Here is a 25,125-nt window from a genome sequence, read left to right as displayed (position 1 = left end):
CGTGTCGCCATCGCCGAGGCGACGTTGCATCTGCACGCCGTCCAGTCAGCGGCCCGGCGCACCGCCCACGGCCTTCCAGTCGATCCCGCGGAAGGTCGCGACGTGGTCGAAGCCGAGCGCCGCATGCAGGCGGATCGAGGCGAGGTTCCCGGCATCGCCGATCACCGCGATCATCTGCCGGAAGCCCAGCGCCTCGCAGCGGGCGATCAGCGCCGACAGCAACTGCCTGCCTATGCCGCGCCCGGCGAAGGCCGGCGCGACGTAGACGCTGTCCTCGACCGTCCAGCGATAACCGGCGCGTGGCCGGTCGCCCGAGGTATACGCATGGACGGCGCCGTCATGCAGCGCGACGGTCTCGTAACTGGCGCAGGCGGTTTCGACCGCGTGGGCGTAGATCGCCCGCACGTCGGCGGCATCGGCCGGGGTGGCGTCGCGGATCGAGCAGATGCCGTCCGCGGCCATGACTCAGTCGCGGAAGCGCTTGAGCAGGTCGTCGTAGGCGTCGATCCGGCGGTCGCGCAGGAACGGCCAGATGCGGCGGACGTGTTCGCTGCGGCCGAGGTCGACTTCGGCCATCAGGATCGAGGGCGCGGTGCCGGCTTCGGCCACGAACTCGCCCTGCGGGCCAAGCACATGGCTGTTGCCCCAGAAGTCGATGCCGGACGCGCCCAGTGGTGAGGGCTCGTGGCCGACGCGGTTGCAGCTGAGCACCGGCAGGCCGTTGGCGACGGCATGGCCGCGGTGGCTGAGGATCCACGCGCCGCGCTGGCGATCCTTCTCGGCCTGGTCGTCGGACGGGTCCCAGCCGATCGCGGTCGGGTACAGCAGCAGCTCCGCGCCGGCCAGCGCCATCAGCCGCGCGGCCTCGGGATACCACTGGTCCCAGCACACCAGCACGCCGAGCCGGCCCACCGAGGTGTCGATCGGCGTGAAGCCGAGATCGCCCGGCGTGAAATAGAACTTCTCGTAGAAGCCCGGGTCGTCCGGGATGTGCATCTTGCGGTACTTGCCGGCGATCGAACCGTCGGCGTCGTAGACCACCGCGGTGTTGTGGTACAGCCCCGCCGCGCGGCGCTCGAACAGCGAACTCACCAGCACCACGCCGTGCGCCTTCGCCAGCGCCGACAGGCGCGCGGTGCTCGGGCCCGGGATCGGTTCGGCGAGGTCGAATTCGTCGACCGATTCGTGCTGGCAGAAGTAGGCGCCGTTGTGCAGTTCCTGCAGCAGCACCAGCTTCGCGCCGCGCTTCGCGGCCTCGGCCACGCGGTCCTCGATGACGGCGAGATTCGCCGCCGCATCGCCGTGGTTTTGTTCCTGGATCAGCGCGACGGGCAGGGTCTTGTTGTTTTTCACGACTTTCACATGCCTTTGTTGGCGTTGTGCGCATTGTAGATGCGCGTCTCGATCAGGGATTTGTATTCCTGATCCGTTTCATCCAGGTGATGCGCCCAGTGATCTGCTGATGCTGCGCAGTCTTTTGATACGAGGAATGCAATCTTGTTTTGAATTAAAAATTCAGGAAAGTATTCATAAGGTTCGGTGTCTTCGTTATAGTCGATCGCGTAGAGGCCCCAGCACTGGTTTATGAAAGGGTCAATGCAATCAAATATGAATTTGATTGATTCCGCGCCGGGATCGCTCGCGGACGATATGCCAAAATGTTGCAGGCCATTACGCAGCCTGCCGAAATGCTCGTAACTGCTCTTGTTGGGAAGGTTGATTCCCGTTGTTGCCCAAAGCCGCTCGGGTAGGTCGCTCCATTGAGTCGTTCTGCCATTCTTGAGCAGAGCGTCAACGTCAAGTTTTCCGTTCTTGGTTTGAGTTGATTTCGGTAGTTGCTCAAATAGGAGAAGCGGGTGTTCTTGCGAGATTCTTGCTTTTATCAAAAGCTCAGCGGCATGGGCCGCCTGTAAAACAGATAACTCAGGCCATCTTGACTGCGGATCCATCCAGAGCACGCTAGCGTGGTGGTTCGCATGAGCAAGCGCCCCTAAGCCGATGTCTCGTATGTGTATCCATGTCTCGAATAAATCGGGATGCATAGCTGCCGATCCTTTCAGTGCTCATGGAACATCATGATGCTATGCGGCATTCGGACCAATGCGTGATGGTTAGCGTCTCAGTTCAGCCCACCACGCCCGCCGGCAACTGCATCGTGATGCAGTGCAGGCTGCCGTTCTGCCAGATCAGCGGGCGGCACGGGATCGGCACGATCTCGCGGCCCGGGAAGGCTTCGGCCATCACTTCCTGCGCGCGCGCATCGGCGGGATCGCCGTAGGCCGGCATCAGCACGGCGCCGTCGACGATCAGGAAATTGGCGTAACTCGCGGCGAGGCGGCGGCCTTCGTCGAAGACCGGCTTCGGCCACGGCAGCGCGAACAGGCGATACGGCTTGCCCGCGCGCGCGCGCAGCGCGACCAGTTCCGCGGCCATCGCCTGCAGCTCGGGATAGTGGGTGTCGCTGACGTCGTCGCAGCCCTGGTAGACGATCGCGTCCTCGGCGGCGAAGCGGGCGAGGGTGTCGATGTGGGCGTCGGTGTCGTCGCCTTCCAGATAGCCGTGGTCCAGCCACAGGATGCGGTCCTGCTGCAGCCAGCCGGCCAGCTTCGCGGTGAGTTCGGCGCGGCTGGTGTCCGGATGGCGCTCGTGCAGGCAGCGCCACGTCGTGAGCAGCGTGCCGGCACCGTCGGTCTCGATCGCACCGCCTTCCAGCGCGAAGTCGATCTCGTTGCGTTCGGCCTCCGCGAACAGGCCCCGCGCCGCGAGCGCTTCGATCAGGCGATCGTCGCGGCTGGCCTCGAACTTGCCGCCCCAGCCGGTGAAGCGGAAATCGAGCAGGCGGAAGCCGGCGGCGTCACCCGTGCCCGTCAGCGTGATCGGGCCGGAATCGCGCAGCCAGGTGTCGTCGTACTCGACCACGATGAAACGCACGCGGGCCATGTCGGCGCGCGCCGAGCGCAGTCGCGCCTCGGCATAGGTCTGCAGATCGTCGTCGGCGACGCAGATCACCGCGTGCCCGAACTGTGCGATCGCGGTGACCAGGGCGATGTAGGTTTCCTCGACATCGACCAGGCGCGGACCCCAGTCGGTGTCGAAATGCGGCCAAGCGACGAGAATCGCGGATTGGGGTTCCCATTCCGCGGGAAAGCGGTACGTCTGCGACATCGGGGTGGGGGATCGGGATTACTGGATCGGAGGCTTGGGACCGACTTCGCTGCCGCCGGCGCGGATGAGGACGGCGTCGATCACGCGGTCCTTCTCGAAGTACACGACGAAGTTCGGGTAGGTCCAGCGGTTGATGCGGGGCCAGGCGCGCTTCTGGCCGCCACGCGGGTCGAGGCGTTCGCTCGGCGCACCGAAGCGGCGTTCGACATCGGCCATGCGCATGCCGCGGGCGGGCAGGGCGGCGCCGGTTTCCTGCTGGACGCGATCGACCAGCAGCGTTTCGGCGAAGGCGTGCGGCGCGGCGGCCAGCAGCGCGGCCGCGACGAGGGCGGCGGAGAGACGGCGCATGGGGGAACCTCCTCGGTCTGATGCGGATGACGCGACCGGACACGTTCGGCCGGCGAAGGCTTCGATTGTAAGCACATCGCGATGTGCGGCGCGATCCTGCGCAATCGATGCCGACATCATGGCATCGCCATGCAGCGCGACTTTTCCGGCGCCCGGATGCGACGAAGGCCGCGCGAGGCGGCCTTCGTGCGGAACTGCGGCGGCGCGTGCGGCGCGGCCGTCGATCCGGCTCAGCGCTGGCGCGCCTTGAAACGCGGGTTCGACTTGCAGATCACGAAGACCTTGCCACGGCGGCGGACGACCTTGCAGTCGCGGTGACGGGCCTTCGCCGACTTCAGGGAGGACAGGACCTTCATGTGGAGCCTCGGCGATAACGCGGTTGGATGGGAGGAAACGCGCCATCGCGGCGCGCGGACGTTCAAACAGCCCGCTATTCTGCCGGCAAATCGTTTCGCATTCAAGTGGTTGCATCCCCGGGGCGCGCGGGGCGCCGGCCGCTACAATGACGCCTCCCCACGCCGCCGCGAGTTCCGCATGTCCGATGCCGTTTCCGCCCCCGTCGAGGTCCTCACCATCGACGGTCCTTCCGGGTCCGGCAAGGGCACGATCAGCCGGCTCGTGGCGACGCGGCTGGGCTGGCATTACCTCGATTCCGGCGCCCTGTACCGGGCGGTCGGCGTCGCCGCCGGCTGGGCCGACCTCGATCTGGCCGACCCCGCGGCCCTGGTCCGCTGCGCCTTCGACACCCGGATCGGCTTCGTCGAGCGCGACGACGGCGAACTGCGCGTGATCGTCAATGATCTCGACGCCACCGACGAGCTTCGCACCGAAACCGCCGGGGCCGCGGCCTCGGCGATCGCCGCCGTGCCCGAGGTCCGGGCCGCCCTGCGCGACCGCCAGCGCGCCTTCCGGCGTGCGCCGGGGCTGGTCGCCGACGGCCGCGACATGGGCACGGTCATCTTCCCGGACGCCCGCTACAAGGTCTTTCTCACCGCCAGCCCGGAGGAACGGGCGCAGAGGCGGTATAAGCAGTTGAAAGACAAGGGGGTTTCGGTTACGCTGGACGACCTGCTGCGGGAAATCCTCGCCCGCGACGCCCGCGACGCCAACCGCGCCGTGGCGCCCCTGCGGCCGGCGGAAGACGCCGTCTGCATCGACACCACGGGGCTCGGCATCGAAGCGGTCGTCGAACGCGTGCTGGCCCTCGTGCCGGTGCGGCACGACTGACCGCATCGCCGCGCGCGAAGTTCCACCGCAGCAGGACAGGCCGACGGGGCGCACATGCGCCGCGTCGTCGTTTCTCCATCCAACACACTCATCACGGCCAACGGCAATCCCGCCAGGCCCGCAACGGGTGGATCGCGCCTCGTGTCCTTCCACGCACGCCGCCGATCTGTGTCATCAACCGAGCAATCAACTCATGACCGAATCATTCGCAGAACTGTTCGAACAGAGCGCGGCCGCCAATCTGGCCAAGCTCAAGCCCGGCTCCATCGTCACCGGCACCGTCGTCGACGTGCGCAACGACGTGGTGGTCATCAACGCCGGCCTGAAGTCCGAGGGCATCGTGCCCATCGAACAGTTCCGTAACGACGCCGGCGAGATCGACGTGGGCATCGGCGACATCGTCAAGGTGGCGCTGGACTCCCTCGAGAACGGTTTCGGCGAAACCATCCTCTCCCGCGACAAGGCCAAGCGCGCCATGGTGTGGGACGAGCTCGAGCAGGCGCTCGAGAAGAACGAGACCATCACTGGCCGCATCAGCGGCAAGGTCAAGGGCGGCTTCACCGTCGACATCAAGGACGTCCGCGCGTTCCTGCCGGGCTCGCTGGTCGACGTGCGCCCGGTCCGCGACCCGGTGTACCTGGAAGGCAAGGAACTCGAGTTCAAGCTCATCAAGCTGGACCGCAAGCGCAACAATGTCGTCGTCTCCCGCCGCGCGGTGGTCGAGAGCGAGCATTCGGAAGAGCGCGAGCAACTGCTCGAGAAGCTGGTCGAGGGCGCCAAGCTCAAGGGCGTCGTCAAGAACCTCACCGACTACGGCGCGTTCGTGGACCTCGGCGGCATCGACGGCCTGCTGCACATCACCGACATGGCGTGGAAGCGCGTCCGTCATCCGTCCGAAGTGGTCGAAGTCGGCCAGGAACTCGAAGTCCGCGTGCTGAAGTACGACCGCGAGCGCAACCGCGTCAGCCTCGGCCTCAAGCAGCTGGGCGAGGATCCGTGGGACAACATCGCGCGCCGCTACCCGGCCAACATGCGCATGTTCGGCAAGGTCTCCAACGTCACCGATTACGGCGCGTTCGTCGAGATCGAGCCGGGCGTCGAAGGCCTGGTGCACGTCTCCGAGATGGACTGGACCAACAAGAACGTCAACCCGTCCAAGGTCGTGCAGGTCGGCGATGAAGTCGAAGTGATGATCCTCGACGTGGATGAAGAGCGTCGCCGCATCTCGCTGGGCATGAAGCAGTGCACCCAGAACCCGTGGGAAGTGTTCGCCGCGACCCACAAGAAGAACGACAAGGTGTCGGGCCAGATCAAGTCGATCACCGACTTCGGCATCTTCATCGGTCTGGACGGCGGCATCGACGGCCTCATCCATCTGTCCGACCTCAGCTGGAACACCACCGGCGAGGACGTGGTCCGCAACTTCAAGAAGGGCGACACGCTGGACGCCGTGGTCCTCGCCGTCGATCCGGAACGCGAGCGCATCAGCCTCGGCGTGAAGCAGCTGGAGCAGGATCCGTTCGGCCAGTTCATGGCCGGCCATCCGAAGGGCTCGAAGGTCGCCGGCACCGTGAAGGACGTCGACGCGAAGGGCGCGACGATCGACCTGGGCGACGGCATCGAAGGCTACGTGTCGGCCCGCGACATCAGCTACGACCGCGTCGACGACGCCACCCAGCACCTGCGGGTCGGCGACGCCGTCGAGGCGAAGCTGGTCGGTATGGACCGCAAGGGCCGCACGCTGCAGCTGTCGATCAAGGCGAAGGACGAAGCCGAGACGCAGGAAGCGCTGGCCGAGTACAACAAGACCTCCGCCGACGCTGCCAGCGGCACCACCAAGCTGGGCGCGCTGCTGCGCGAGCAGCTGGAAAACCGCTCCGAGTGATCCGCACCACGCATCGCGACGGCCCGGGAGTTTCCCGGGCCGTCGTGGTGTGAACCGGCTGCGCCCGCCCGTCCCGACCGCGAACGCCCATGACCAAATCCGAACTGATCGAGATCCTGTCCCAGCGTCAGGGACATCTGAAGGCCGACGACGTCGACCTCGCGGTCAAGTCGTTGCTGGAAATGATGGGCGCCTCGCTGTCGCAGGGCGACCGGATCGAGATCCGCGGGTTCGGCAGTTTCTCCCTGCATTACCGCCCGCCGCGCACCGGCCGCAATCCCAAGACCGGCGATGCCGTGGCGCTGCCCGGCAAGCACGTGCCGCACTTCAAGCCGGGCAAGGAGCTGCGCGACCGCGTCAGCGACGTCGTGCCGCTGCCGCCCGAAGACTGATCCCGGCACTCCCGCCGGCGGATGCCTCGCATCCGGCCTGGCTCGCCTTTCCGTTCCTCCCGCCTCTTCTCGACATACCCGACCGGCTACGGTCCCGGGCTTCCGGGCGTACGTCCGTCGAGCGGCGGTCGTCGCCATCGGTCGCGATCCGGTGGGCAACGGCATACACTGATCCCCGTTCAGGTCCCCCGACCCACGCCCATGCGATTCCTGCGCGCCCTGTTCGCCCTCGCATTCCTCGCTGCCGGCGTGACGCTGGGCGTGCTCAACGCCGGCGTCGCGACGGTGGACCTCGGCGTGGTCCGCCTGCATGCCGGGCTGGGCGTGATCCTGCTGTGCACGCTGCTGGCTGGCGTGCTGCTGGGGGGGCTGGCGATCGTGGTCTCGGTCGTGCTGCCCCTGCGTCGCGCGCAGCGCACGGCCCCCGTGGCCCCGCCGCCGGCGACGTCTTCCCTTTCTCCGACCACGGAGCCTTGAGATGGCCTTCATCTCCGAGTGGTTCTGGTATTTCCTGCTGATCCCGCTGGCGGCCGTCATTGGCTGGGTGATCGGCCGTCGCGGCGGCGAGCGCCACAGCGACCATCAGGTCAGCCGACTGTCGACGACCTATTTCCGCGGCCTCAACTACCTGCTCAACGAGCAGCCGGACAAGGCGATCGAGCTGTTCCTGCACGTTGCCGAACTGGACAAGGACACCTTCGAGACCCAGGTCGCGCTGGGCCACCTGTTCCGCCGCCGCGGCGAGGTCGATCGCGCGATCCGTCTCCACCAGGGACTGGTGCAGCGTTCCGACCTGAGCGACCAGCAGCGCGTGCAGGCGCTGCTGGCGCTGGGCGAGGACTACATGCGTTCGGGCCTGCTCGATCGGGCGGAAACCGTGTTCACCGATCTGGCGAAGCTCGACGATCGCGCGCCGCAGGCGCTGCGCCACCTGATCGGCATCTACCAGGCCGAGCGCGACTGGTCGCAGGCGATCGAAAAGGCGTCGCGCTACGAAACGGTGACCGGCGAGCCCATGGGCAAGCTGATCGCGCAGTTCGAATGCGAACTGGCCGAACGCCATCGCGCGGCGGGTGAAGTCGACGCCGCGCGCGCCGCGATCGCCCGTGCCTACGCCGCCGACTCCACCGCCGTGCGCGCCGGCATGCTGGAAGGGCGCATCGAATTCGAGGCCGGCCAGCACGCTGCCGCGATCCGTGCCTACGAGCGTGCGGCGCGGCACGATCCCGACTATCTCCCCGAAGTGCTGCCGAACCTGCTCGTCTGCTACGAGAAGGTCGGCGATCCCAGCGGCGCGCGTACGTTCCTCACCGAGATGTGCGAGCACTACCGCGGCATCGCGCCGGTGCTGGCGCTGACCCGGCTGGTCGAGGCGGGCGAGGGCGTGCATGCCGCGCGCGACTACCTCGCACGCCAGCTGAAGGAGCGGCCGTCGGTACGCGGCGAGGCGGCGCTGATCGACCTCAGCCTGGCCGACGAAACCGATCCCGTCGCGACGCTGCACGACCTCAAGCTCGTCACCGAACAGTTGCTGGTGCGCAATCCCAGCTACCGCTGTAACCGTTGCGGTTTCGGTGCGCGCAGCCATCATTGGCAATGCCCGAGCTGCAAGGAGTGGGGCACGGTCAAGCCGCTGCTGAACTACGCCGTCGTCTGATGACGTTGCCGCTCGGCACCTTGCTGTGGTGCGCGCTGTTCGCGGCCTTCGGTGCCGCGGGCACGTGGGCGGCGCGGATGTACGCGCTGCGCATGCGCCTGCTCGACGAACCCGGCGAACGCCGCAGCCACGCCGTGGCGACGCCGCGCGGCGGCGGCATCGCGGTCGTGCTCGCCGTGCTGGTGGCGATCGTCGCGCTGATCCTGCGCCTGCCGCGCGAGTTCGTGCTGCTGGCCTGCGGCGGCATCGGCCTGCTGCTGGTCGCGGGCATCGGCTGGCTCGACGATCACCGCCCGCTGTCGCCGTGGCCCAAGCTCGCGGTGCACGTGTTGTCGGCCGGCTGGCTCGCGGCGGGTTTCTATCTTTCCGGTGCCGAGCCGCGCGTCGCGGGACTGGTGTTCGGCATCGCGCTGGTGCTCGTCAACGTCTGGAATTTCATGGACGGCATCGACGGACTCGCGTCCACGCAGGCGATCCTGGTCGCGGCGGCGTTCGTCTGGCTGGCCGGCGATGCGTCCGCGGTTCATGTCGGGTTGGCGTTGATCGCGGCACTCTTCGGTTTCCTGCCGTTCAATTTCCCGAGGGCGCGGATCTTCCTCGGGGACGTGGGCAGCGGGGCGTTGGGATATCTCCTGGCGTGGCTGGCCGGCGTCGTGCTGCAGACCTTGCCGTCCGCGGCGTGGCCGCTGGCCCTGCTGCCACCGTCGGCCTTCCTGCTCGATGCAGGACTGACGCTGGTGCAGCGGACGCTGCGGGGAGAGCGCTGGTGGACGCCGCATGTCGGCCATGCCTACCAGCGCTGGGCGCGGCGGGCCGGGAGCCACATTCCGGTCACGCTGTCATATGCGGCATGGACAATGGCCGGGTGCGCGCTGATGGCGTGGCTGGCGATGCGGCAGGGGAGAGGACTCGCGATGGCGGTTGCGCTGTGGATGACGATCGGATGCGTGCTGTGGGCCTGGCTTCGCCGGGCGCCGGAGGCATCGTCCGTCGTCGGGGACGGCGCTTGAACGCCCTGCACGAACGCTTCGCCGGCGCGATGCCGCGGGCGGCGATCGTCGTCCACGACCTGTGCATGGTCTGGCTGTGCTGGACCGGTCTGCTGCAGTTCCGCTATGCGATCGTCGATCAGGCCGCACGCCCGCTGCTGTGGAGCACCGAGTCGCTGCTGGTGCTGGTCGCGCAGGGTCTCGTCTTCTGGCAGGTGGGCCTGTACCGCGGCGTGTGGCGTTTCGCCAGCGTCCCCGACCTGCTGAACATCCTCAAGGCGAGCATGTTCGGCCTGCTCGCCATCCTCTTCGTCCTCTTCATCTACAACCGCCTGGGCGTGGTGCCGCGCTCGGTGCTGGTGATGTATCCGTTCGTGCTGACGCTGATGCTCGGCGCGCCGCGGCTGCTGTACCGCTCGTGGAAGGACCACGGCCGGATCAACAGCGACAAGGCGGCGGTGCGGGTGCTGATCCTCGGCGCCGGCCGCGCCGGCGAGGCGCTGGTGCGCGACCTGCGCCGCACCGGCGCGTACCAGCCGGTCGGCATCCTCGATGATGCCGCGAAGCTGCGCGGCAGCCACCTGCACGGCGTGCCGGTGCTGGGCCGGATCGACGAGGTGGTGCGCATCGCGCCCGAGACCGCGGCCAAGCTGCTGGTCATCGCGATGCCGTCGCTGGAAGCGCGGCGCATGCGCGAGGTCATCGAGATCTGCGAACAGACCGGCATCCCGTTCCGCATGGTGCCACGCCTCAACGACATCCTCGAAGGCCGCTCGCTGCCGGGCGAACTGAAGGAAGTCGCGATCGAGGACCTGCTCGGCCGCGCGCCGGTGGTGCCCGACTGGAAGGCGATGCGCGACTGGCTGGGTGGCCGCAGCGTGCTGGTCACCGGTGCCGGCGGCTCGATCGGGTCCGAACTCTGCCGCCAGTGCGCGCGCCACGGTGCCCGCCGGATCGCGCTGGTCGAGATCGACGAGCTGTCGCTGATCACCACCGAGATGCGGTTGCGCCGCGACTTCCCCGAGATCGAACTCGTCCCGCTGCTGGGCGATTGCGGCGACCCGGCGGTGATCCGCCACGCGCTGTCGCTGACGGGGCCCGATGCCGTCTTCCACGCCGCCGCGTACAAGCAGGTGCCGCTACTCGAAGCGCAACTGCGCGAGGCGGTGCGCAACAACGTGCTGGCGACCGAGACCGTGGCCCGCGCCAGCGCCGCGGCGGGCGTCGGTACCTTCGTGCTGATCTCCACCGACAAGGCGGTGGACCCGGTGAACGTGCTCGGCGCGACCAAGCGCCTGGCCGAGATGCTGTGCCAGTCGCTGGCCGATCCGCGCTCCACGCGCTTCGTGACCGTGCGTTTCGGCAACGTGCTGGATTCCGCCGGCAGCGTGGTGCCGCTGTTCCGCGAACAGATCCGCAGCGGCGGCCCGGTCACCGTGACCGACCCCGACGTCACCCGCTTCTTCATGACCATTCCCGAGGCCTGCCAGCTGATCCTGCAGGCGTCGGCGATCGGCGCGCAGCAGGCGGTCTACACCCTCGACATGGGCGAACCGGTGTCGATCCGCGTGCTCGCCGAGCAGATGATCCGCCTCGCCGGCAAGCAGCCGGGGCGCGACATCGCGATCGTCTACACCGGGCTGCGTCCCGGCGAGAAGCTGCACGAGACGCTGTTCCACGCCGACGAGCGCTATCGCCCGACCTCGCATCCGAAGATCCTGCAGGCGGCCGCGCGGCAGGTGCCCGCAGACGCCATCGCCGAGGCGTTGCTGCGCCTGCGCGAGGCGACGACGGCGTACGATCTCGACGCACTGGCCGCGACCCTGCGCGAAGCCGTGCCCGACTTCGTGCCGCAGGCCGCGCCCGAGCCGTCCGCATCGCCCGCGGCCACCGTCGTTCCCTTTCCTGCCCGCCATGCGCGCAGGACCTGACCGCCACCGCATCGCAACCGTGATCCGCCGCGCATGACCCCCATCCGCAAAGCCGCCCGCATTCGCAAGGCCGTGTTCCCGGTGGCCGGCCTCGGCACCCGCTTCCTGCCCGCCACCAAGACCGTGCCCAAGGAGATGCTGCCGATCGTCGACCGGCCGCTGATCCAGTACGCCGTGGACGAAGCGATCGAGGCCGGTTGCGACACGCTGATCTTCGTCACCAATCGCTACAAGCACGCGGTGGCCGACTATTTCGACAAGGCCTACGAGCTGGAGCAGAAACTGGAGAAATCCGGCAAGACCGAACAGCTCGACCTGGTCCGCAACATCCTGCCGCCTCATGTGCGTGCGGTGTTCGTGACCCAGGCCGAGGCGCTGGGGCTGGGCCATGCGGTGCTGTGCGCGAAGCCCATCGTCGGCGACGAACCGTTCGCGGTGCTGCTGCCGGACGACCTGATCTGGAACCGCGGCCCCGGCGCGCTGCGCCAGATGGCCGACGTGGCCGAAGCGACCGGCGCCAGCGTGATCGCGGTGCAGGACGTGCCGCACGACAAGACCGGCAGCTACGGCATCGTGGCGACCGGCGAGTTCTCGGGCCGCAGCGCGCCGATCCACGCGATCGTCGAGAAGCCGAAACCCGAGGTCGCGCCCAGCAATCTCGCGGTGGTCGGCCGCTACGTGCTCGACGGCAGCATCTTCGGATTGCTGGAGAACACCACGCCGGGCAACGGCGGCGAGATCCAGCTCACCGATGCCATCGCCACGCTGCTGGCGCAGCGTCCGGTGCACGCCTACCGCTTCCAGGGCACGCGCTTCGACTGCGGTACGCACCTCGGCCTGATCGAGGCGACGATCCGCTACGCGCTGGATCACGAAAAACTGAGCGACGCCGCGCGCGGCATGATGCAGGACGCGCTCAGCGAGATGGGCGTGGTCGACTTGGCCTGACCGGCCCGAATGCGGGCCGGCGCGTCGTCCGCGCGACGCTGGTATACACTCGATCCGCGTTCCGCCCTGCGTCGCCTCGCGTCATCCTGGCGCCGCGCAGGGCCGGCAGGATCGGGCGCGGGACGCGCCGTCGCGGTTCATGACCGCATCGAGATCGCGACGATCACAGGGACGATCGCGTGGTCGCCGGCGCCCGGTCGCTCGCGCCGCAGGAGCCCGAAGATGTCGTTGCAGACCCGCATCCGCGCACTGGAGACGCTCGGCGCCGGCCGGGTGCTGGTGCTGTCGGCCGCGTCGCTGACGCTCGACCTGCTGCCGATGCTCCACGACACGCTGCGCGTGCTCGGTCACAGCGAGCGCCTCTCCGTGCTGCTGCAGTCCGAGGGCGGTGACGCCGACGCCGCGCGGCGGATCGCGCTGCGGCTGCACGCCAGCACCGATCGCCTCGTGCTGCTGGTGCCGGAGCGCTGCGGAGCCGCAGGCACGCTGCTGGCGCTGGCGGCGCACGAGATCGTCGTCGGCCCGATGGCGCGCTTCGCGCCGATCGCGCCGTCGCTGCCGCTCGAAGGCCCCGACGGTCCCGCGATGCTGTCGGCCCGTGACCTGCGCGAAGGCTGGCGGGTCGTGCGCGACGACCACGGTCTCGACGAGACCGCGGCGCGGACGCAGGCGCTGCACTGGCTGACCGCGCACGTCTTCCCGACCACGCTGACCGCCTTCCATCGCCACACGCTGGAACTGGCGCGGATCGGCGATGCGCTGCTGTCGCTGGCCGATGCCGGCAGGCCGGCGGATGCCCGCGCGGCCCTCATGCAGGCCTTGCTGCAGGTCGACGAGGCGGCGGTCCCCGCACTGACTGCGGACGATCTGCGCCGCATCGGGTTGCCGGTGGTCGATGCCACCGCGTTGGCAGCACCGATGCAGGACGTGCTGCAGGCGCTGCAATCGCTCCTCGAACCGGCATCGCAGGGCTCCGGGGATGACGCCGCCTGCGATGCCCTGATCGCCACCGCCGACGGCGTGCAACGGCGTCGGCAGCGCCCGCACGCCCCGGCGGGCATCTGGGAGCAGGCGGCATGAGCGGCCTCGACGCCATCGCCGAAGCCTGTCGCTGGTACGTGCTGCTGGCGTTGCTGGCCGCGGTGGCCGGCAAAGCTTCCGGTTTCGCCGAATTCCGGCACAGCCTGGCGCGCGCGGTGCCGTCGCTCGCCCGGTTCGACGGCCTGCTCGCGTGGGGCATCGTGTCGGCGGAAGCGGCGATCGCGATCGCGCTGCTGGTCGGCGGCACGGCGGGCCGCGTCGGCATGGGTGCGGCGCTGGCGATGTTCGTCGTCTTCACCGCGGTGGTCGCCACCTCCATCGCCCGCGGCCGGGCGATCGTCTGCAACTGCTTCGGCACGTCGACGCATCGCGTCGGCAACCTCGATGTCGCCCGCAATCTGGTGCTGATCGCCGCGGCCGCGCTGGTCGTGACGCATGGCGCGGTGCCGATGCCGTGGCCGGTCGAATGGCTCCTGGCCGGGCTGGCCGCCATCGGCGTGGCCGCCTCGGTCTGGCTGCGCGAACTGGCCTGGCTGCTGCGCGCGAAGCCGACGACGTGAGCCCGCCACGATGACCCTCGATCCCGCCTTCCTCGCCGTTGCCATGGGCATCCTCGCCCTGTCGGTTGCGCTGAACTTCGTGCTGACCCTGCGCCTGGCCGCGATCGTGCGCGAGCATGCGCAGGATCGCCTGCCGAACTCGCTGCCGATCGGCATGCCGCTACCGGCGTTCTCGGCACGCGCCGTCGACGGCACTCCGGTCGCGTCCTCGACGCTGCGCGGCGCGCCCGCGGTGCTGGTGTTCCTGTCCCCGGGCTGCGGCGAGTGCAAGGCGCGGCGCGAGGAACTGATCGACATGCATCCGGCGATCCGGCGCGCGGGCATCGCGCTGTGGGTCTTCGTCAACGCGAAGCCGGCGCAGGCGCGGGAGTACCTGCGCGACACGCCGCTGGCGCCGCACGCGATGCGCATCGACAAGGCGGTGGCCGAGCAGCTCAACCCGCGCACGGCGGCGCCGTTCTACCTGTTCGTCGATCCCGACGGCCGGGTGATCGCCAGCCATTTCGCCGGCGATGCGGACTGGCGCAGTTTCCGCGAGCAGATGCGCGAGTACGACGCCCCGGCCGACGGCGCGGGCGAGGGCGCGGCCGACACCGCCGACGACACCGCCGCTTGAGCGCCGCGGTTCACGACAGCAACTGCAGCCGCGCCAGATCCGCGTAGAGCCCGCCTTCCGCGAGCAGGCTGGCGTGGGTGCCTTCGGCGACGATGCGGCCGCGATCCATCACCACGATGCGGTCGGCCTTCTTCACCGTCGCCAGGCGATGGGCCACGATCAGCGTCGTGCGCCCGCGCATCAGCGTGTCGAGCGCGTCCTGGATCGCGCGCTCGCTCTGCGCGTCGAGCGCGCTGGTCGCTTCGTCCAGCAGCAGCACCGGCGCGTTCGCCAGCACCGCACGCGCGATCGCGATGCGCTGGCGCTGGCCGCCGGACAGCCGCACGCCGCGTTCACCGAGCGGGGTGTCCAGGCCCTGCGGCATGTCGTCGACGAAGGCGAGCGCATGCGCCGCGCGCAGGGCGTCGCGCAGCGCCGCGTCATCGGCGTCTAGGCGTGCGTAGCGCAGGTTGTCGGCGACCGTGGCGGCGAACAGCGTCGGCGACTGCGGCACCAGCGCGAGCGCGCTGCGCCAGTCGGCGGGATCGAACGCGCGCAGGTCGATGCCATCGGCCGTCACGCGGCCCGAGGACGGATCGTGGAAGCGCAGCAGCATCGACAGCACGGTGCTCTTGCCGGCGCCGGACGGCCCGACCAGCGCCACGGTCTCGCCGGGGCGGACATGCAGGTCGAAGCCGTCGAGCGCGGGCGCGTCGGGCCGCTGCGGGTAGTGGAACACCACCTGCTCGAAGCGCAGGCCGTCGTGCATCGGCCGCGGCACCGGCACCGGCTGCGCCGGGGGCGTGGGCGGCAGGATCGCCGGTGCCCGCGCCAGCAGGTCGCCGATGCGGCCCATGCCGCCGGCGGCGCGCTGGACGTCGTTCCAGACTTCCGCGAGGTCGCCGACCGACATCGCGCAGACCATCGCATAGGCCGCGAACTGGCCGAGGCCGCCGACGCTGAGGTCGTGGTCGAGCACGCCGCGCACGCCGCGCCAGAGGATGATCAGCAGCACCGCGAACACCAGCGCGATCGCGGCGAACGTGATCAGCGCCTGGACGAGGATGCGGCGATCGGCGGCGGCCACCGCGCGCCGCAGCGCGGCGGCGTAGCGGGTGCGTTCGTGGCGCTCGCGGGCGTGGGCACGCACGGTGTCGGCCGCGGCCAGCGATTCGGTGGCCCCGGCATTCGCTTCGGCCAGTCGGTCCTGCGCATTGCGCGAGATCGCGGCTAGGCGCCGGCTGTTCATCACGACCGGGACGACCGCCAGCGGGATCGCCAGCAGCGACCACGCCGCGAGCCGCGGGCTGGTGGCGATCAACAGCCACGCACTGCCGATGCCGGCGATGCCGCTGCCGATGGCGGAGGGAAGGGACGTGCCGATCACGTGGCGCAGGAGTTCGGCGTCGGTGCCCAGTCGCGACAGCAGTTCGCCGCTGCGGTTGGCGTCGTGGAAGCCGGCGTCCAGGCCGATGAGATGGCCGTAGAGCCGGGCGCGCAGATCGCCGACCACGCGTTCGCCGAGGTACGACACGCTCCAGAACTGCACCGCGGCGCTGATCCCGAACGCCACCGAGACCAGCAGCATCAGCGTGAAGGCGTGGTCGATCGTGGCGCCATGGCGGAAGCCCTCGTCGATCATCACGCCGAGGGCCTTCGGGATCGCCAGCGTCGCCGCGCTGGAGGCCGCGAGGCTCGCCAGCCACAGGGCGAGCAGCCAGCCCTGCCGGCGCAGGAAGGGCCAGAGGTGGCGGAGCGCGAGGAGAGAGAGACGGGCTGGGGAGGGATCGGGCATCGGCTGTGCGCAGGGCGAGCGAGCCCGACGACCGCCGTCCCTGGCCCGTGACGAAGGATCGCCGGCGGCGATCCGAAGCCGCAGTCTATCGGGTTTGCGGGCGTCACCGGCCGCGCGATCGCGCCCGTGCGGCGCCTCCGGCTTTCCTGAACGGCCCATCCGCAGGGCGGGCGGCGCGGTCGTTCCTGTCGGGTGCGCTGGGCTATGCTCCGGCGACCGGGCAGGGGAGGCCCGCGGACACGCGATTGGCCGGGACGCCGCGAACGATCATGGGCGGGCAGCGGGGGCGGCATCGGATGGGGGAAACGAAGCGGTACGACGGCAGCGCGCGCTGGCGGGGCATGCTCTCGAGCGTCGCGTGGATCACGGGCATCGTCGGCGCGTGCTGGTTGCTGGCTTTCCAGGCCGCGGCGCTGCTCGAATATCGCGGCAACTCCAGTCTCTGGTATCCGCCCGCCGCGGTGAGTTTCGCCGCCTTCGTGGTCTTCCGCTGGCGGGCGTGGCCGGCCGTGCTGCTGGCGAACCTGTGGGTCTGCCGGCAGACGCTGATCGACGACGGCGTCGGCTTCGGGGCCATGCACACCCTCGCCGCCGGCTTGGGCTACGCACTGGCCCACGGCCTGCCGTACTGGGCGCTCGGCGAAATCGTGCTGCATTCGATCCCGCGCAACCATGCCGCGCCGTCGCTGCCGCGCACGGTGGCGACGTTCCTGATCGCCGGCCTGCTGGCGGCCGCGACCGCGGCCGGGAGCGCGGCCGGCCTGACCTGGGCGCTGGGCCTGCTGGGGCCGGACGGCATCTGGCCGCTGACGCTGCCGCTGCTGGTCGGTGATTACGCCGGCCTGGTGGCGGTCGGGCCGCTGCTGGTGCTGGCCTTCCGCACCCTCGCCGATCGCCTGGGCATCCGCTGCCCGCATCGCCTGCATGCCTTCGACGACGTGCCGCGGCCGCTGCGCGACCCGCTCGGGCTGGTGATGAAGCTGCTGCTGGTGCTGGCCGCCTGCGCGCTGTCGCTGCTGGCGATGGCGGCGATGCCGACCAATCAGCCGCTGCTGTTCCTGATCTCCGTGGCGATCGTGCTGCAGCTGTGGATCGTGCACACCCAGGGCGCCACGGAATCGCTGATCTCGGTCGCGGTGTTCAGCCTGATGCTGGTGGTGCTGGTGCGGGTGCTGCAGCTCATCGACTACGCGCTGGTGCTGCAGTTCGCGATGGTCACCCTGGCCGCCGGCAGCTATTTCGGGCTGGCCGTGCCCAACCTCTACGCCGACAACGCGCGGCTGCGCCGGCTGCTGATACAAGATGCGCTGACCGGCGCGTACAACCGGCATTTCTTCGTCGAGATGTCGCAGAAGGCGATCGAGCAGTCGCGGGCACGCGGCGAGCCGGTCTCGATGCTGATGATCGATCTGGACAATCTGAAGGACATCAACGATCGCCACGGGCACGCCGCCGGCGACGCCGCGCTGTCGCTGGTCGTGCGTGTGTGCATGGGCGCGCTGGGCGGCAAGGACCTGCTCGGGCGCCTTGGCGGCGACGAATTCTGCACCCTGCTGCCGGGCAGCGACGCGCGGCAGGCCGCGCACACGGCCGAGCGGCTGCTCGCCGCCGTGCGCATGGCGCAGTACCCGTTCGCCACCGAACTGCGGCCCAGCCTGAGCATCGGCGTGGCGACGGTGCAGGACGCCGGCGAGGACTACGAAAGCCTGTGGCTGCGCGCCGACTCGGCGCTGTATGTGGCCAAGCGCGGCGGCCGCGACCGCATCGCCCAGGAGGAGGGCGCGCTCGAAGCGGGCTGAGGCCGCGGCGCAATGCTTGACGGCCGTCACGCTCCGGCAGAGGATGCGTCTCGTTGCGACCGACCGGCGCGCTGCCCGCGGCGGTCGGCGATACCTCCCCTCGACGGCGTCCCGCGACGAGGATCCCCTCTCAAGGAGTTGGATGGCCGCCGGATCGAACGACATGCAGGCGATATCGCTCCGCTCGATGCGTGTCCGCGGGTGGGCGGTCTGTCTGGTGGCGGTGCTCCTGCTGCGCTTCGGTGCCTACTACGCCTCCCGGCTGCTCGAATACGCGCCCTACGCCAGCCTCTGGTTCCCGGCGGCGGCGGTCACGTTCGCCGCGTTCGCGGTCTTCGGCTGGCGCGCGCTGCCATCGCTGGTCGCGGCGAACCTGCTGGGGGCGTTCGCGGCCGCCGGGCGCGACGGTGCCGATGTGTCCTCCGGCCGCGTCCTGGTCGAGGGGCTCGTCTACTCCGCCGTCCATTGCCTGGCCTACTGCGCGCTGGCCGCCGCGGTGATGCGCAGCGCGGCGGCGAACGGGCGGCCCTCGCTGCCGGCCACGATCAACGTCTTCCTGCTGGCCGGACTGGGCGCCGCGACGGTCGCAGCGCTGGGCGGGCAGCCTTGCGCTCTACCTCGGCGGCACGCTGTCGGCGGGCGAAGCCGGGCGCGCGGTGCTGCCCTGGATGATCGGCGACTACACCGGGCTGGTGTCGCTGGGCCCGCTGGTGCTGTTCGCGCTGCGCGGACTCGCCGTGCGCCTGCGCGTGCCGGTGTCCGATGCCCTGTTCGCGCTGGACGATCTGCCGCAACGGTCACCCGCCGGTGCCCGCGTCTACGCGCTGATGCTGCCGGCGATCCTGCTCGTCACCGTCGCCGGGCTGTGGGCGATTTCGCACGATCCGACCTATGCCCCGCTGATGCTGCTGGTGTTCGTGCCGATCGTGCTGCATTTCTGGCTGGTCCACAGCCAGAGCGCGAAGCAGTCGCTGATCTCGATCGCGCTGTTCGACGTGGCGCTGGTGGTTGCGACCCGGTTCCTCGATCTGGGCGGGATCGCGGCCACCCTACAGTGCGCGATGATCACGCTCGCCGCCGGCAGTTACTTCAGCATGGCGGTGCCGATGCTGTACGCGCGCAGCGAGGAACTGCGCACGCTGCTTACCCACGACAGCCTGACCGGCGCGCACACCCGCCGCTATTTCGTCGAGCTGGCCGAGCGAGCGCTGCGCCAGAGCCGCACGCAGGCCTGGCCGGTGTCGATGCTGATGATCGACCTCGACCACCTCAAGCACGTCAACGACCGCGAAGGCCATGCCGCCGGCGATCGCGCGCTGTCGCTGGTGGTGCGGATCTGCCGCAAGTCGCTGCGCGAGGACGATCTGCTGGGCCGCCTGGGCGGCGACGAATTCTGCGCGATCCTCGCCGGCCGCGATGCGGAAGAGGCCGCGCAGTGCGCGCAGCGGATGGTCGAGGCGGTGCGCGAGGCGGCGCGGGTGTTCCCGGGCGAACTGAAGCCCAGCCTCAGCATCGGCGTCGCCACCGCGAAGGCCGACGACGACTACGAAAGCCTGTGGTTGCGCGCGGACACCGCGCTGTACGTGGCCAAGCGCGGCGGCCGCAACCGCATCGCGCAGGAAGAGGGCGGCTGACGGCATCCGGAGATGCGCATGAACGCGACGGGGCGCCGAAGCGCCCCGTCGCGATGCAGCCGATGCGGCGCCTGCCGATCAGAGCGCTTCGAAGATGCCCGCCGCGCCCATGCCGGTGCCGATGCACATCGTCACCATGCCGTACTTCTGCTGGCGGCGGCGCAGGCCGTGCACGATCGTCGCGGTGCGGATCGCGCCGGTGGCGCCCAGCGGGTGGCCGAGGGCGATCGCGCCGCCCAGCGGATTGACCTTCGACGGATCGAGGCCGAGATCGCGGATCACCGCCAGCGCCTGCGCGGCGAAGGCTTCGTTGAGCTCGATCCAGTCGATCTGGTCCTTCGTCAGGCCGGCCTGCTTCAGCGCCTTCGGGATCGCGGCGATCGGGCCGATGCCCATCACTTCCGGACGCACGCCGGCGACCGAGAAGCTGACGAAGCGGGCGAGCGGGGTGAGGCCGTAGTCCTTGATCGCCTGCTCGGAGGCCAGCAGCACCGCGGCGGCGCCGTCGCTCATCTGCGACGCGTTGCCGGCGGTGACGGTGCCGCCGAACATACCGTTGCGGAAGACGGGCTTGAGCTTGGCGAGGCCTTCGATCGACGAATCCTGGCGCGGACCCTCGTCGATCTCGACCAGCGTCTTCTTCACCTTCACCGCGTTGCCGGCGAGATCCGGGATGCGGGCGATGACTTCATACGGCGAGATTTCGGACTTGAACTCGCCGGCCTGGATCGCGGCGATCGCCTTCTGGTGCGAGGCGAGGGCGAACGCGTCCTGGTCCTCGCGCGAGATCTTCCACTCCTCGGCGACCTTCTCGGCGGTGATGCCCATGCCGTAGGCGATGGCGACGTTCTCGTTCTTCGCGAACACTTCGGGGCTGAGCGCCACCTTGTTGCCCATCATCGGCACCATCGACATCGATTCGGTGCCGCCGGCGAGCATGAGGTCGGCCTGGCCGAGGCGGATCTGGTCGGCGGCCAGCGCCACGGCCTGCAGGCCGGACGAGCAGAAGCGGTTGATGGTCTGCGCGGCGACGGTGTTCGGCAGGCCGGCGAGCAGCGCGCCGATGCGGGCGACGTTCATGCCCTGTTCGCCCTCGGGCATCGCGCAGCCGATGATGGCGTCGTCGATGCGCGAGGTGTCGATGCCCGGGGCCTGGGCGACGACGTTGCGCAGCACGTGCGCGAGCATTTCGTCGGGACGGGTGTTGCGGAAGACGCCCTTGGGGGCCTTGCCGACCGGCGTGCGGGTGGCGGCGACGATGTAGGCGTCCTGGATGATCTTGGTCATGGTCTCGTGTCCTCGATGGTCTCCTTCCCCCGCGTGCGGAGGAAGGTCGGGATGGGGGCGGCGCCTGCGGCAACGGCCCCCACCTCAATCCTCCCCGCGAGCGGGGAGGAGGATGGGGTCGTCAGTTGCGGAGGGGCTTGCCCGTCTCGAGCATGTGCTTGATGCGGGCCTGCGTCTTCGGCATCTGCGCCAGCGCGACGAAGTGCTCGCGCTCCAGGCGGATCAGCCACTCTTCGTCGACGATCGCGCCGCGGTCGACCTCGCCGCCGCACACCACGGTGGCGATGCGCGAGGCGATCTCGTAGTCGTGCTCGGAGATGAAGCGGCCTTCCAGCATGTTCACCAGCATCATCTTGAAGGTGGCGATGCCGACGTTGCCGGCGACCTGCACGCGGCGCGCGGGCAGGGGCGGGCGGTAGCCGGATTCGGCCAGCGCCAGCGCCTGCTGCTTCGCGATGTGCAGCAGCTCGTAGGCGTTGAACGCGATCACGTCGTCCTTGCGCAGCAGGCCCAGTTCCTTCGCTTCCAGCGCAGACGCCGAGACCTTGGCCATCGCCACGTTCTCGAACAGCGGCTTGAGCTGGGCGAACACGTCGCCGCCCGGACCGGCGGCCTGCGAGGCGCGCACCGCGAATTCCTTGAGACCGCCGCCGGCCGGCAGCAGGCCCACGCCCGCTTCGACCAGACCGATGTAGCTTTCCAGGTGCGCGACGGTGCGGGCGGTGTGCATCTGGAACTCGCAGCCGCCGCCGAGCGCGAGGCCGCGCACCGCGCCGACCACCGGCACCAGCGCGTACTTGATGCGTTGGCTGGTCGCCTGGAAGTTGGCGACCATCGCCTCGAAGCCCTTCAGGTCGCCGGCCTGCAGCAGACCCAGCGCGCCGGAGAGGTCGGCACCGGCCGAGAACGGCTCCTTCGGCTGCCAGATCACCATGCCGCGGAAGTCGCGCTCCGCAATCCCGATGGCTTCCTGCAGGCCATTGAGGACGTGGTCGTTGACGGTGTGCATCTTGGTCTTGAAGGACGCCACGGCGATGCCGTCGCCGTCGTGCCACAGGCGGATGCCGTCGTTCTCGTACACGGTCTCCCCCGGGGCGAAGCGCTCGCCCAGCAGCGGATCGGGGAAGCGCTGGCGCAGGTAGACCGGGTTGGACGAACGCGGCACGTCCGCGCCCTTGCCCGGGCTGTAACTGCCGGCCGCGCCGTGCACGCCGTCGCGGCCGTCGGTGACCCACGCCGGCAGCGGGGCGTCGCTCATGGCCTTGCCCGCGGCGATGTCTTCGGCGATCCACGCTGCGACCTGCTTCCAGCCGGCGGCCTGCCAGGTCTCGAACGGGCCCAGCGACCAGCCGTAGCCCCAGCGGATGGCGAGGTCGACGTCGCGCGCGGTGTCGGCGATGTCGGCCAGGTGGTAGGCGCTGTAATGGAACAGGTCGCGGAACATCGCCCACAGGAACTTCGCCTGCGGATGCTCGCTGGCGCGCAGCTTGGCGAACTTCTCGGCCGGGTTCTTCGTCTTGAGGATCTCGACCACCTCCGGCGCCGCGCCGCGGTCGGCCGGGCGGTAGTCCTGCTTCTCCAGATCGACGACGACGATGTCCTTGCCGACCTTGCGGAAGATGCCGGCGCCGGTCTTCTGGCCCAGCGCGCCCTTCTGGATCAGCGCGCCCAGCCAGGCCGGGGCGTTGAAGTACTTGTGCCACGGGTCGTCCGGCAGGGTGTCGGCCATGGTCTTGATGACGTGGGCCATGGTGTCCAGGCCGACCACGTCGGAGGTGCGGTAGGTCGCCGACTTCGGACGGCCCACCAGCGGGCCGGTGACGCTGTCGACTTCGTCGAAGCCCAGGCCGAACGCGGCGGTGTGGTGGATCGTCGCCAGGATCGAGAACACGCCGATGCGGTTGCCGATGAAGTTCGGGGTGTCCTTGGCGTAGACCACGCCCTTGCCGAGGGTGGTCACCAGGAAGGTCTCGAGGCCTTCGAGGATGGCGCGGTCGGTGGTCGCGGCCGGGATCAGCTCGGCCAGGTGCATGTAGCGCGGCGGGTTGAAGAAGTGGACGCCGCAGAAGCGATGGCGCAGTTCCTCCGGCAGCACTTCCGACAGCTTGTTGATGCCCAGGCCCGAGGTGTTGCTGGCCAGCACGGTGTGCGCCGGCACGAACGGGGCGATCTTCTTGTACAGGTCCTGCTTCCAGTCCATCCGTTCGGCGATCGCCTCGATGATCAGGTCGCAGCCGCGCAGGTGCTCCAGCCCCGAGTCGTAGTTGGCCGGGGTGATGGCCTCGCCCAGCGACTTCGACGCCAGCGGGGAGGGCGAGAGCTTGCCGAGGTTGGCGAGCGCCTTCAGCACCACGCCGTTGGGGTCGCCTTCCTTCGCGGCCAGGTCGAACAGCACGGTGTCGACGCCGGCGTTGGTGAGATGCGCGGCGATCTGCGCGCCCATGACGCCGGCCCCGAGGACGGCGACGCGACGGATCAGCGGTTTCTGGGACATGTTCTGCATCCTGTTGATTGCGTGGAGTTTTCCGGGTCTGGCTCGGAAATGTCGGGTGGATCGGATCAGTTGACCTGGCCGGCGCGGAAGCCGGCGCTGGCGAAGCGGATGAGTTCCTGCGCCGCACGCTGGCGGTGCTCGACCTCGCTGATGCCGGCCGGGCGCTTGATCATCCCGAAGTCGGCCATGGCATAGGTCAGGGCACCGGCCAGGAAGTCGAGCCGCCAGTACAGCTCCTCCTTGCTCAGGCCGGGCAGGCAGCGGGAGATGGCCCGGGCGAATTCGCGCAGGACGTGGCCGTACTGTTCGGAGAGGAACCGGCGCAGGCCGTCGTTCTTCTCGGCGTAAGCGCGGGCGATGACGCGGATGAAGGCGCCGCCGCCATGGCGGTCCTGGGCCATCGCCAGCGGCGGCTCGACGAAGGCGGCGAGGATGCCTTCCAGGTCGGCGGGGTCGGCGTCGGTCGCGGCCTTGAGCCGGCCGAGGCGCTGGGCACTCATTTCGTCCATGCGGCGGCGGAACACCTCGTTGACGAGGTTCTCCTTGCTGCCGAAGTGGTAGTTGACCGCCGCGATGTTGACGTCCGCCTGGCTGGTGACCTGGCGGAGCGAGGTCCCGCCGAAGCCATATTGGGCGAACAGGTTTTCCGCGGCGTCCAGAATCCTTTCCTTGGTCGAGAACTGGGCTTTGCTCATGGGGCCTCCGGGTTCCGGCAAGGGGCGGGCTGAATCAAACGCTTGTTTGAGCGCGGGCGCAGGATACGCGCTTTCGCCCGGGCCCGCAAAACGTGATCGTCGCCAAGGATGCAGAGAGACCCCGCGCCGGGTTAGAATCCTCTCCAGCCGAATCGGCTAAACCCGCGTCCCCACGCGGGTTTTTCCTGCCCACACATGCTATCGTTCGGCCGCTCGACTGCGGCCGTCTACCCCCGGAGACCCACTGTCATGGCGCTTGAGCGCACCATTTCGATCATCAAGCCCGATGCCGTCGCCAAGAACGTCATCGGCGAAATCTATTCGCGTTTCGAGAAGGCCGGCCTCACGGTCGTCGCCGCGAAGATGAAGCATCTCTCGCGCAAGGAAGCCGAAGGCTTCTACGCCGTGCATCGCGAACGTCCCTTCTTCGGCGCGCTGGTCGAGTTCATGACCTCGGGCCCGGTGATGATCCAGGTGCTGGAAGGCGAGAACGCCGTCGCGAAGAATCGCGAACTGATGGGCGCGACCAACCCGAAGGACGCGGCGCCGGGCACGATCCGCGCCGACTTCGCGCAGTCGATCGACGCCAACGCCGTGCACGGTTCCGACTCGCTGGAGAACGCGGCGATCGAAACCGCGTACTTCTTCAGCGCCACCGAGCTGTGCCCGCGGTAATCCGGCCG

At 69.3% G+C, this 25,125-nt stretch carries 24 protein-coding genes; 14 read left to right on the top strand and 10 right to left on the bottom strand.

Going from position 1 to position 25,125, the window contains the following annotated elements; translation table 11 throughout:
• Positions 1-45: 45 nt before the first annotated feature.
• The 6 genes from ACT53Q_RS09565 to ykgO all read right to left on the bottom strand — a co-directional run bounded on the left by ACT53Q_RS09565 (position 46) and on the right by ykgO (position 3,869).
• The gene (locus ACT53Q_RS09565; RefSeq protein ID WP_476186423.1) at positions 46-462 is read right to left on the bottom strand and encodes an N-acetyltransferase family protein; all 417 of its coding nucleotides are present in this window, start codon (positions 460-462) and stop codon (positions 46-48) included.
• Positions 463-465: 3 nt separating this feature from the next.
• Positions 466-1,353, bottom strand: coding sequence for a carbon-nitrogen hydrolase (locus tag ACT53Q_RS09560; protein ID WP_476186827.1), 888 nt, complete (start codon positions 1,351-1,353; stop codon positions 466-468).
• A 5-nt stretch (positions 1,354-1,358) separates the two neighbouring features.
• Positions 1,359-2,042, bottom strand: coding sequence for a hypothetical protein (locus ACT53Q_RS09555; RefSeq protein ID WP_476186422.1), 684 nt, complete (start codon positions 2,040-2,042; stop codon positions 1,359-1,361).
• 82 nt (positions 2,043-2,124) lie between these two features.
• Entirely contained in the window at positions 2,125-3,165 is a 1,041-nt protein-coding gene (locus tag ACT53Q_RS09550) for an agmatine deiminase family protein (protein WP_476186421.1), read from the bottom strand.
• 18 nt (positions 3,166-3,183) lie between these two features.
• The gene (locus ACT53Q_RS09545; RefSeq protein WP_476186420.1) at positions 3,184-3,513 is read right to left on the bottom strand and encodes a hypothetical protein; all 330 of its coding nucleotides are present in this window, start codon (positions 3,511-3,513) and stop codon (positions 3,184-3,186) included.
• Between the two features lie 230 nt (positions 3,514-3,743).
• Positions 3,744-3,869, bottom strand: coding sequence for a type B 50S ribosomal protein L36 (gene ykgO / locus ACT53Q_RS09540; RefSeq protein ID WP_010342887.1), 126 nt, complete (start codon positions 3,867-3,869; stop codon positions 3,744-3,746).
• Between the two features lie 178 nt (positions 3,870-4,047).
• Between ykgO and cmk the strand changes: the two genes are divergently transcribed.
• The 11 genes from cmk to ACT53Q_RS09485 all read left to right on the top strand — a co-directional run bounded on the left by cmk (position 4,048) and on the right by ACT53Q_RS09485 (position 14,759).
• A complete protein-coding gene (cmk, locus tag ACT53Q_RS09535; protein WP_476186826.1) occupies positions 4,048-4,740 on the top strand; it encodes a (d)CMP kinase in 693 nt (230 codons plus the stop codon).
• 193 nt (positions 4,741-4,933) lie between these two features.
• A complete protein-coding gene (rpsA, locus tag ACT53Q_RS09530) occupies positions 4,934-6,625 on the top strand; it encodes a 30S ribosomal protein S1 (protein ID WP_476186419.1) in 1,692 nt (563 codons plus the stop codon).
• 89 nt (positions 6,626-6,714) lie between these two features.
• Positions 6,715-7,017, top strand: coding sequence for an integration host factor subunit beta (locus ACT53Q_RS09525; protein WP_476173082.1), 303 nt, complete (start codon positions 6,715-6,717; stop codon positions 7,015-7,017).
• Positions 7,018-7,218: 201 nt separating this feature from the next.
• Positions 7,219-7,494 carry a hypothetical protein gene (locus tag ACT53Q_RS09520; RefSeq protein ID WP_476186418.1) on the top strand — a complete coding sequence of 92 codons (276 nt, stop codon included), beginning with the start codon at positions 7,219-7,221 and terminating at the stop codon, positions 7,492-7,494.
• Between the two features lies 1 nt (position 7,495).
• Positions 7,496-8,674 (top strand): lipopolysaccharide assembly protein LapB, encoded by a 1,179-nt coding sequence (gene lapB / locus ACT53Q_RS09515; protein WP_476186417.1) that lies wholly within the window; start codon positions 7,496-7,498, stop codon positions 8,672-8,674.
• A complete protein-coding gene (locus ACT53Q_RS09510; RefSeq protein ID WP_476186416.1) occupies positions 8,674-9,684 on the top strand; it encodes an MraY family glycosyltransferase in 1,011 nt (336 codons plus the stop codon). Before lapB ends, ACT53Q_RS09510 begins: the two co-directional genes overlap by 1 nt.
• Positions 9,681-11,594 (top strand): polysaccharide biosynthesis protein, encoded by a 1,914-nt coding sequence (locus tag ACT53Q_RS09505; RefSeq protein WP_476186415.1) that lies wholly within the window; start codon positions 9,681-9,683, stop codon positions 11,592-11,594. The genes ACT53Q_RS09510 and ACT53Q_RS09505 overlap by 4 nt, the downstream gene beginning before the upstream one ends.
• Positions 11,595-11,627: 33 nt before the next feature.
• A complete protein-coding gene (galU, locus tag ACT53Q_RS09500) occupies positions 11,628-12,542 on the top strand; it encodes a UTP--glucose-1-phosphate uridylyltransferase GalU (protein ID WP_476186414.1) in 915 nt (304 codons plus the stop codon).
• A 222-nt stretch (positions 12,543-12,764) separates the two neighbouring features.
• On the top strand, positions 12,765-13,622 hold the full coding sequence (locus tag ACT53Q_RS09495; RefSeq protein ID WP_476186413.1) for a hypothetical protein: 858 nt from the start codon (positions 12,765-12,767) through the stop codon (positions 13,620-13,622).
• On the top strand, positions 13,619-14,143 hold the full coding sequence (locus ACT53Q_RS09490; RefSeq protein ID WP_476186412.1) for a MauE/DoxX family redox-associated membrane protein: 525 nt from the start codon (positions 13,619-13,621) through the stop codon (positions 14,141-14,143). The genes ACT53Q_RS09495 and ACT53Q_RS09490 overlap by 4 nt, the downstream gene beginning before the upstream one ends.
• Positions 14,144-14,153: 10 nt before the next feature.
• Entirely contained in the window at positions 14,154-14,759 is a 606-nt protein-coding gene (locus ACT53Q_RS09485) for a TlpA family protein disulfide reductase (protein WP_476186411.1), read from the top strand.
• A 10-nt stretch (positions 14,760-14,769) separates the two neighbouring features.
• Here ACT53Q_RS09485 and ACT53Q_RS09480 read toward each other — a convergent pair whose 3' ends face one another.
• Complete coding sequence (locus tag ACT53Q_RS09480; RefSeq protein WP_476186410.1) at positions 14,770-16,533, bottom strand: ABC transporter transmembrane domain-containing protein; 1,764 nt, start codon at positions 16,531-16,533, stop codon at positions 14,770-14,772.
• 341 nt (positions 16,534-16,874) lie between these two features.
• On the opposite strand from ACT53Q_RS09480, the gene ACT53Q_RS09475 reads away from it, so the two are divergent.
• Positions 16,875-18,332, top strand: coding sequence for a GGDEF domain-containing protein (locus ACT53Q_RS09475; RefSeq protein WP_476186409.1), 1,458 nt, complete (start codon positions 16,875-16,877; stop codon positions 18,330-18,332).
• Positions 18,333-18,988: 656 nt separating this feature from the next.
• Positions 18,989-19,966, top strand: coding sequence for a GGDEF domain-containing protein (locus ACT53Q_RS09470; RefSeq protein ID WP_476186408.1), 978 nt, complete (start codon positions 18,989-18,991; stop codon positions 19,964-19,966).
• Between the two features lie 78 nt (positions 19,967-20,044).
• Here ACT53Q_RS09470 and ACT53Q_RS09465 read toward each other — a convergent pair whose 3' ends face one another.
• The 3 genes from ACT53Q_RS09465 to ACT53Q_RS09455 form a co-directional block, all read right to left on the bottom strand.
• Positions 20,045-21,253, bottom strand: coding sequence for an acetyl-CoA C-acyltransferase (locus ACT53Q_RS09465; protein ID WP_476186407.1), 1,209 nt, complete (start codon positions 21,251-21,253; stop codon positions 20,045-20,047).
• A gap of 121 nt (positions 21,254-21,374) precedes the next feature.
• Positions 21,375-23,747 (bottom strand): 3-hydroxyacyl-CoA dehydrogenase/enoyl-CoA hydratase family protein, encoded by a 2,373-nt coding sequence (locus ACT53Q_RS09460; protein ID WP_476186406.1) that lies wholly within the window; start codon positions 23,745-23,747, stop codon positions 21,375-21,377.
• A gap of 65 nt (positions 23,748-23,812) precedes the next feature.
• The gene (locus tag ACT53Q_RS09455; protein WP_476186405.1) at positions 23,813-24,442 is read right to left on the bottom strand and encodes a TetR/AcrR family transcriptional regulator; all 630 of its coding nucleotides are present in this window, start codon (positions 24,440-24,442) and stop codon (positions 23,813-23,815) included.
• A 249-nt stretch (positions 24,443-24,691) separates the two neighbouring features.
• On the opposite strand from ACT53Q_RS09455, the gene ndk reads away from it, so the two are divergent.
• Positions 24,692-25,117, top strand: a complete 426-nt coding sequence (ndk, locus tag ACT53Q_RS09450; protein WP_476186404.1) for a nucleoside-diphosphate kinase — start codon at positions 24,692-24,694, stop codon at positions 25,115-25,117.
• Positions 25,118-25,125 lie beyond the last annotated feature (8 nt).

The sequence above is a fragment of the Lysobacter sp. DMC97 genome, assembly GCF_056313745.1.
This window is presented reverse-complemented; position numbering and strand designations above follow the sequence as displayed.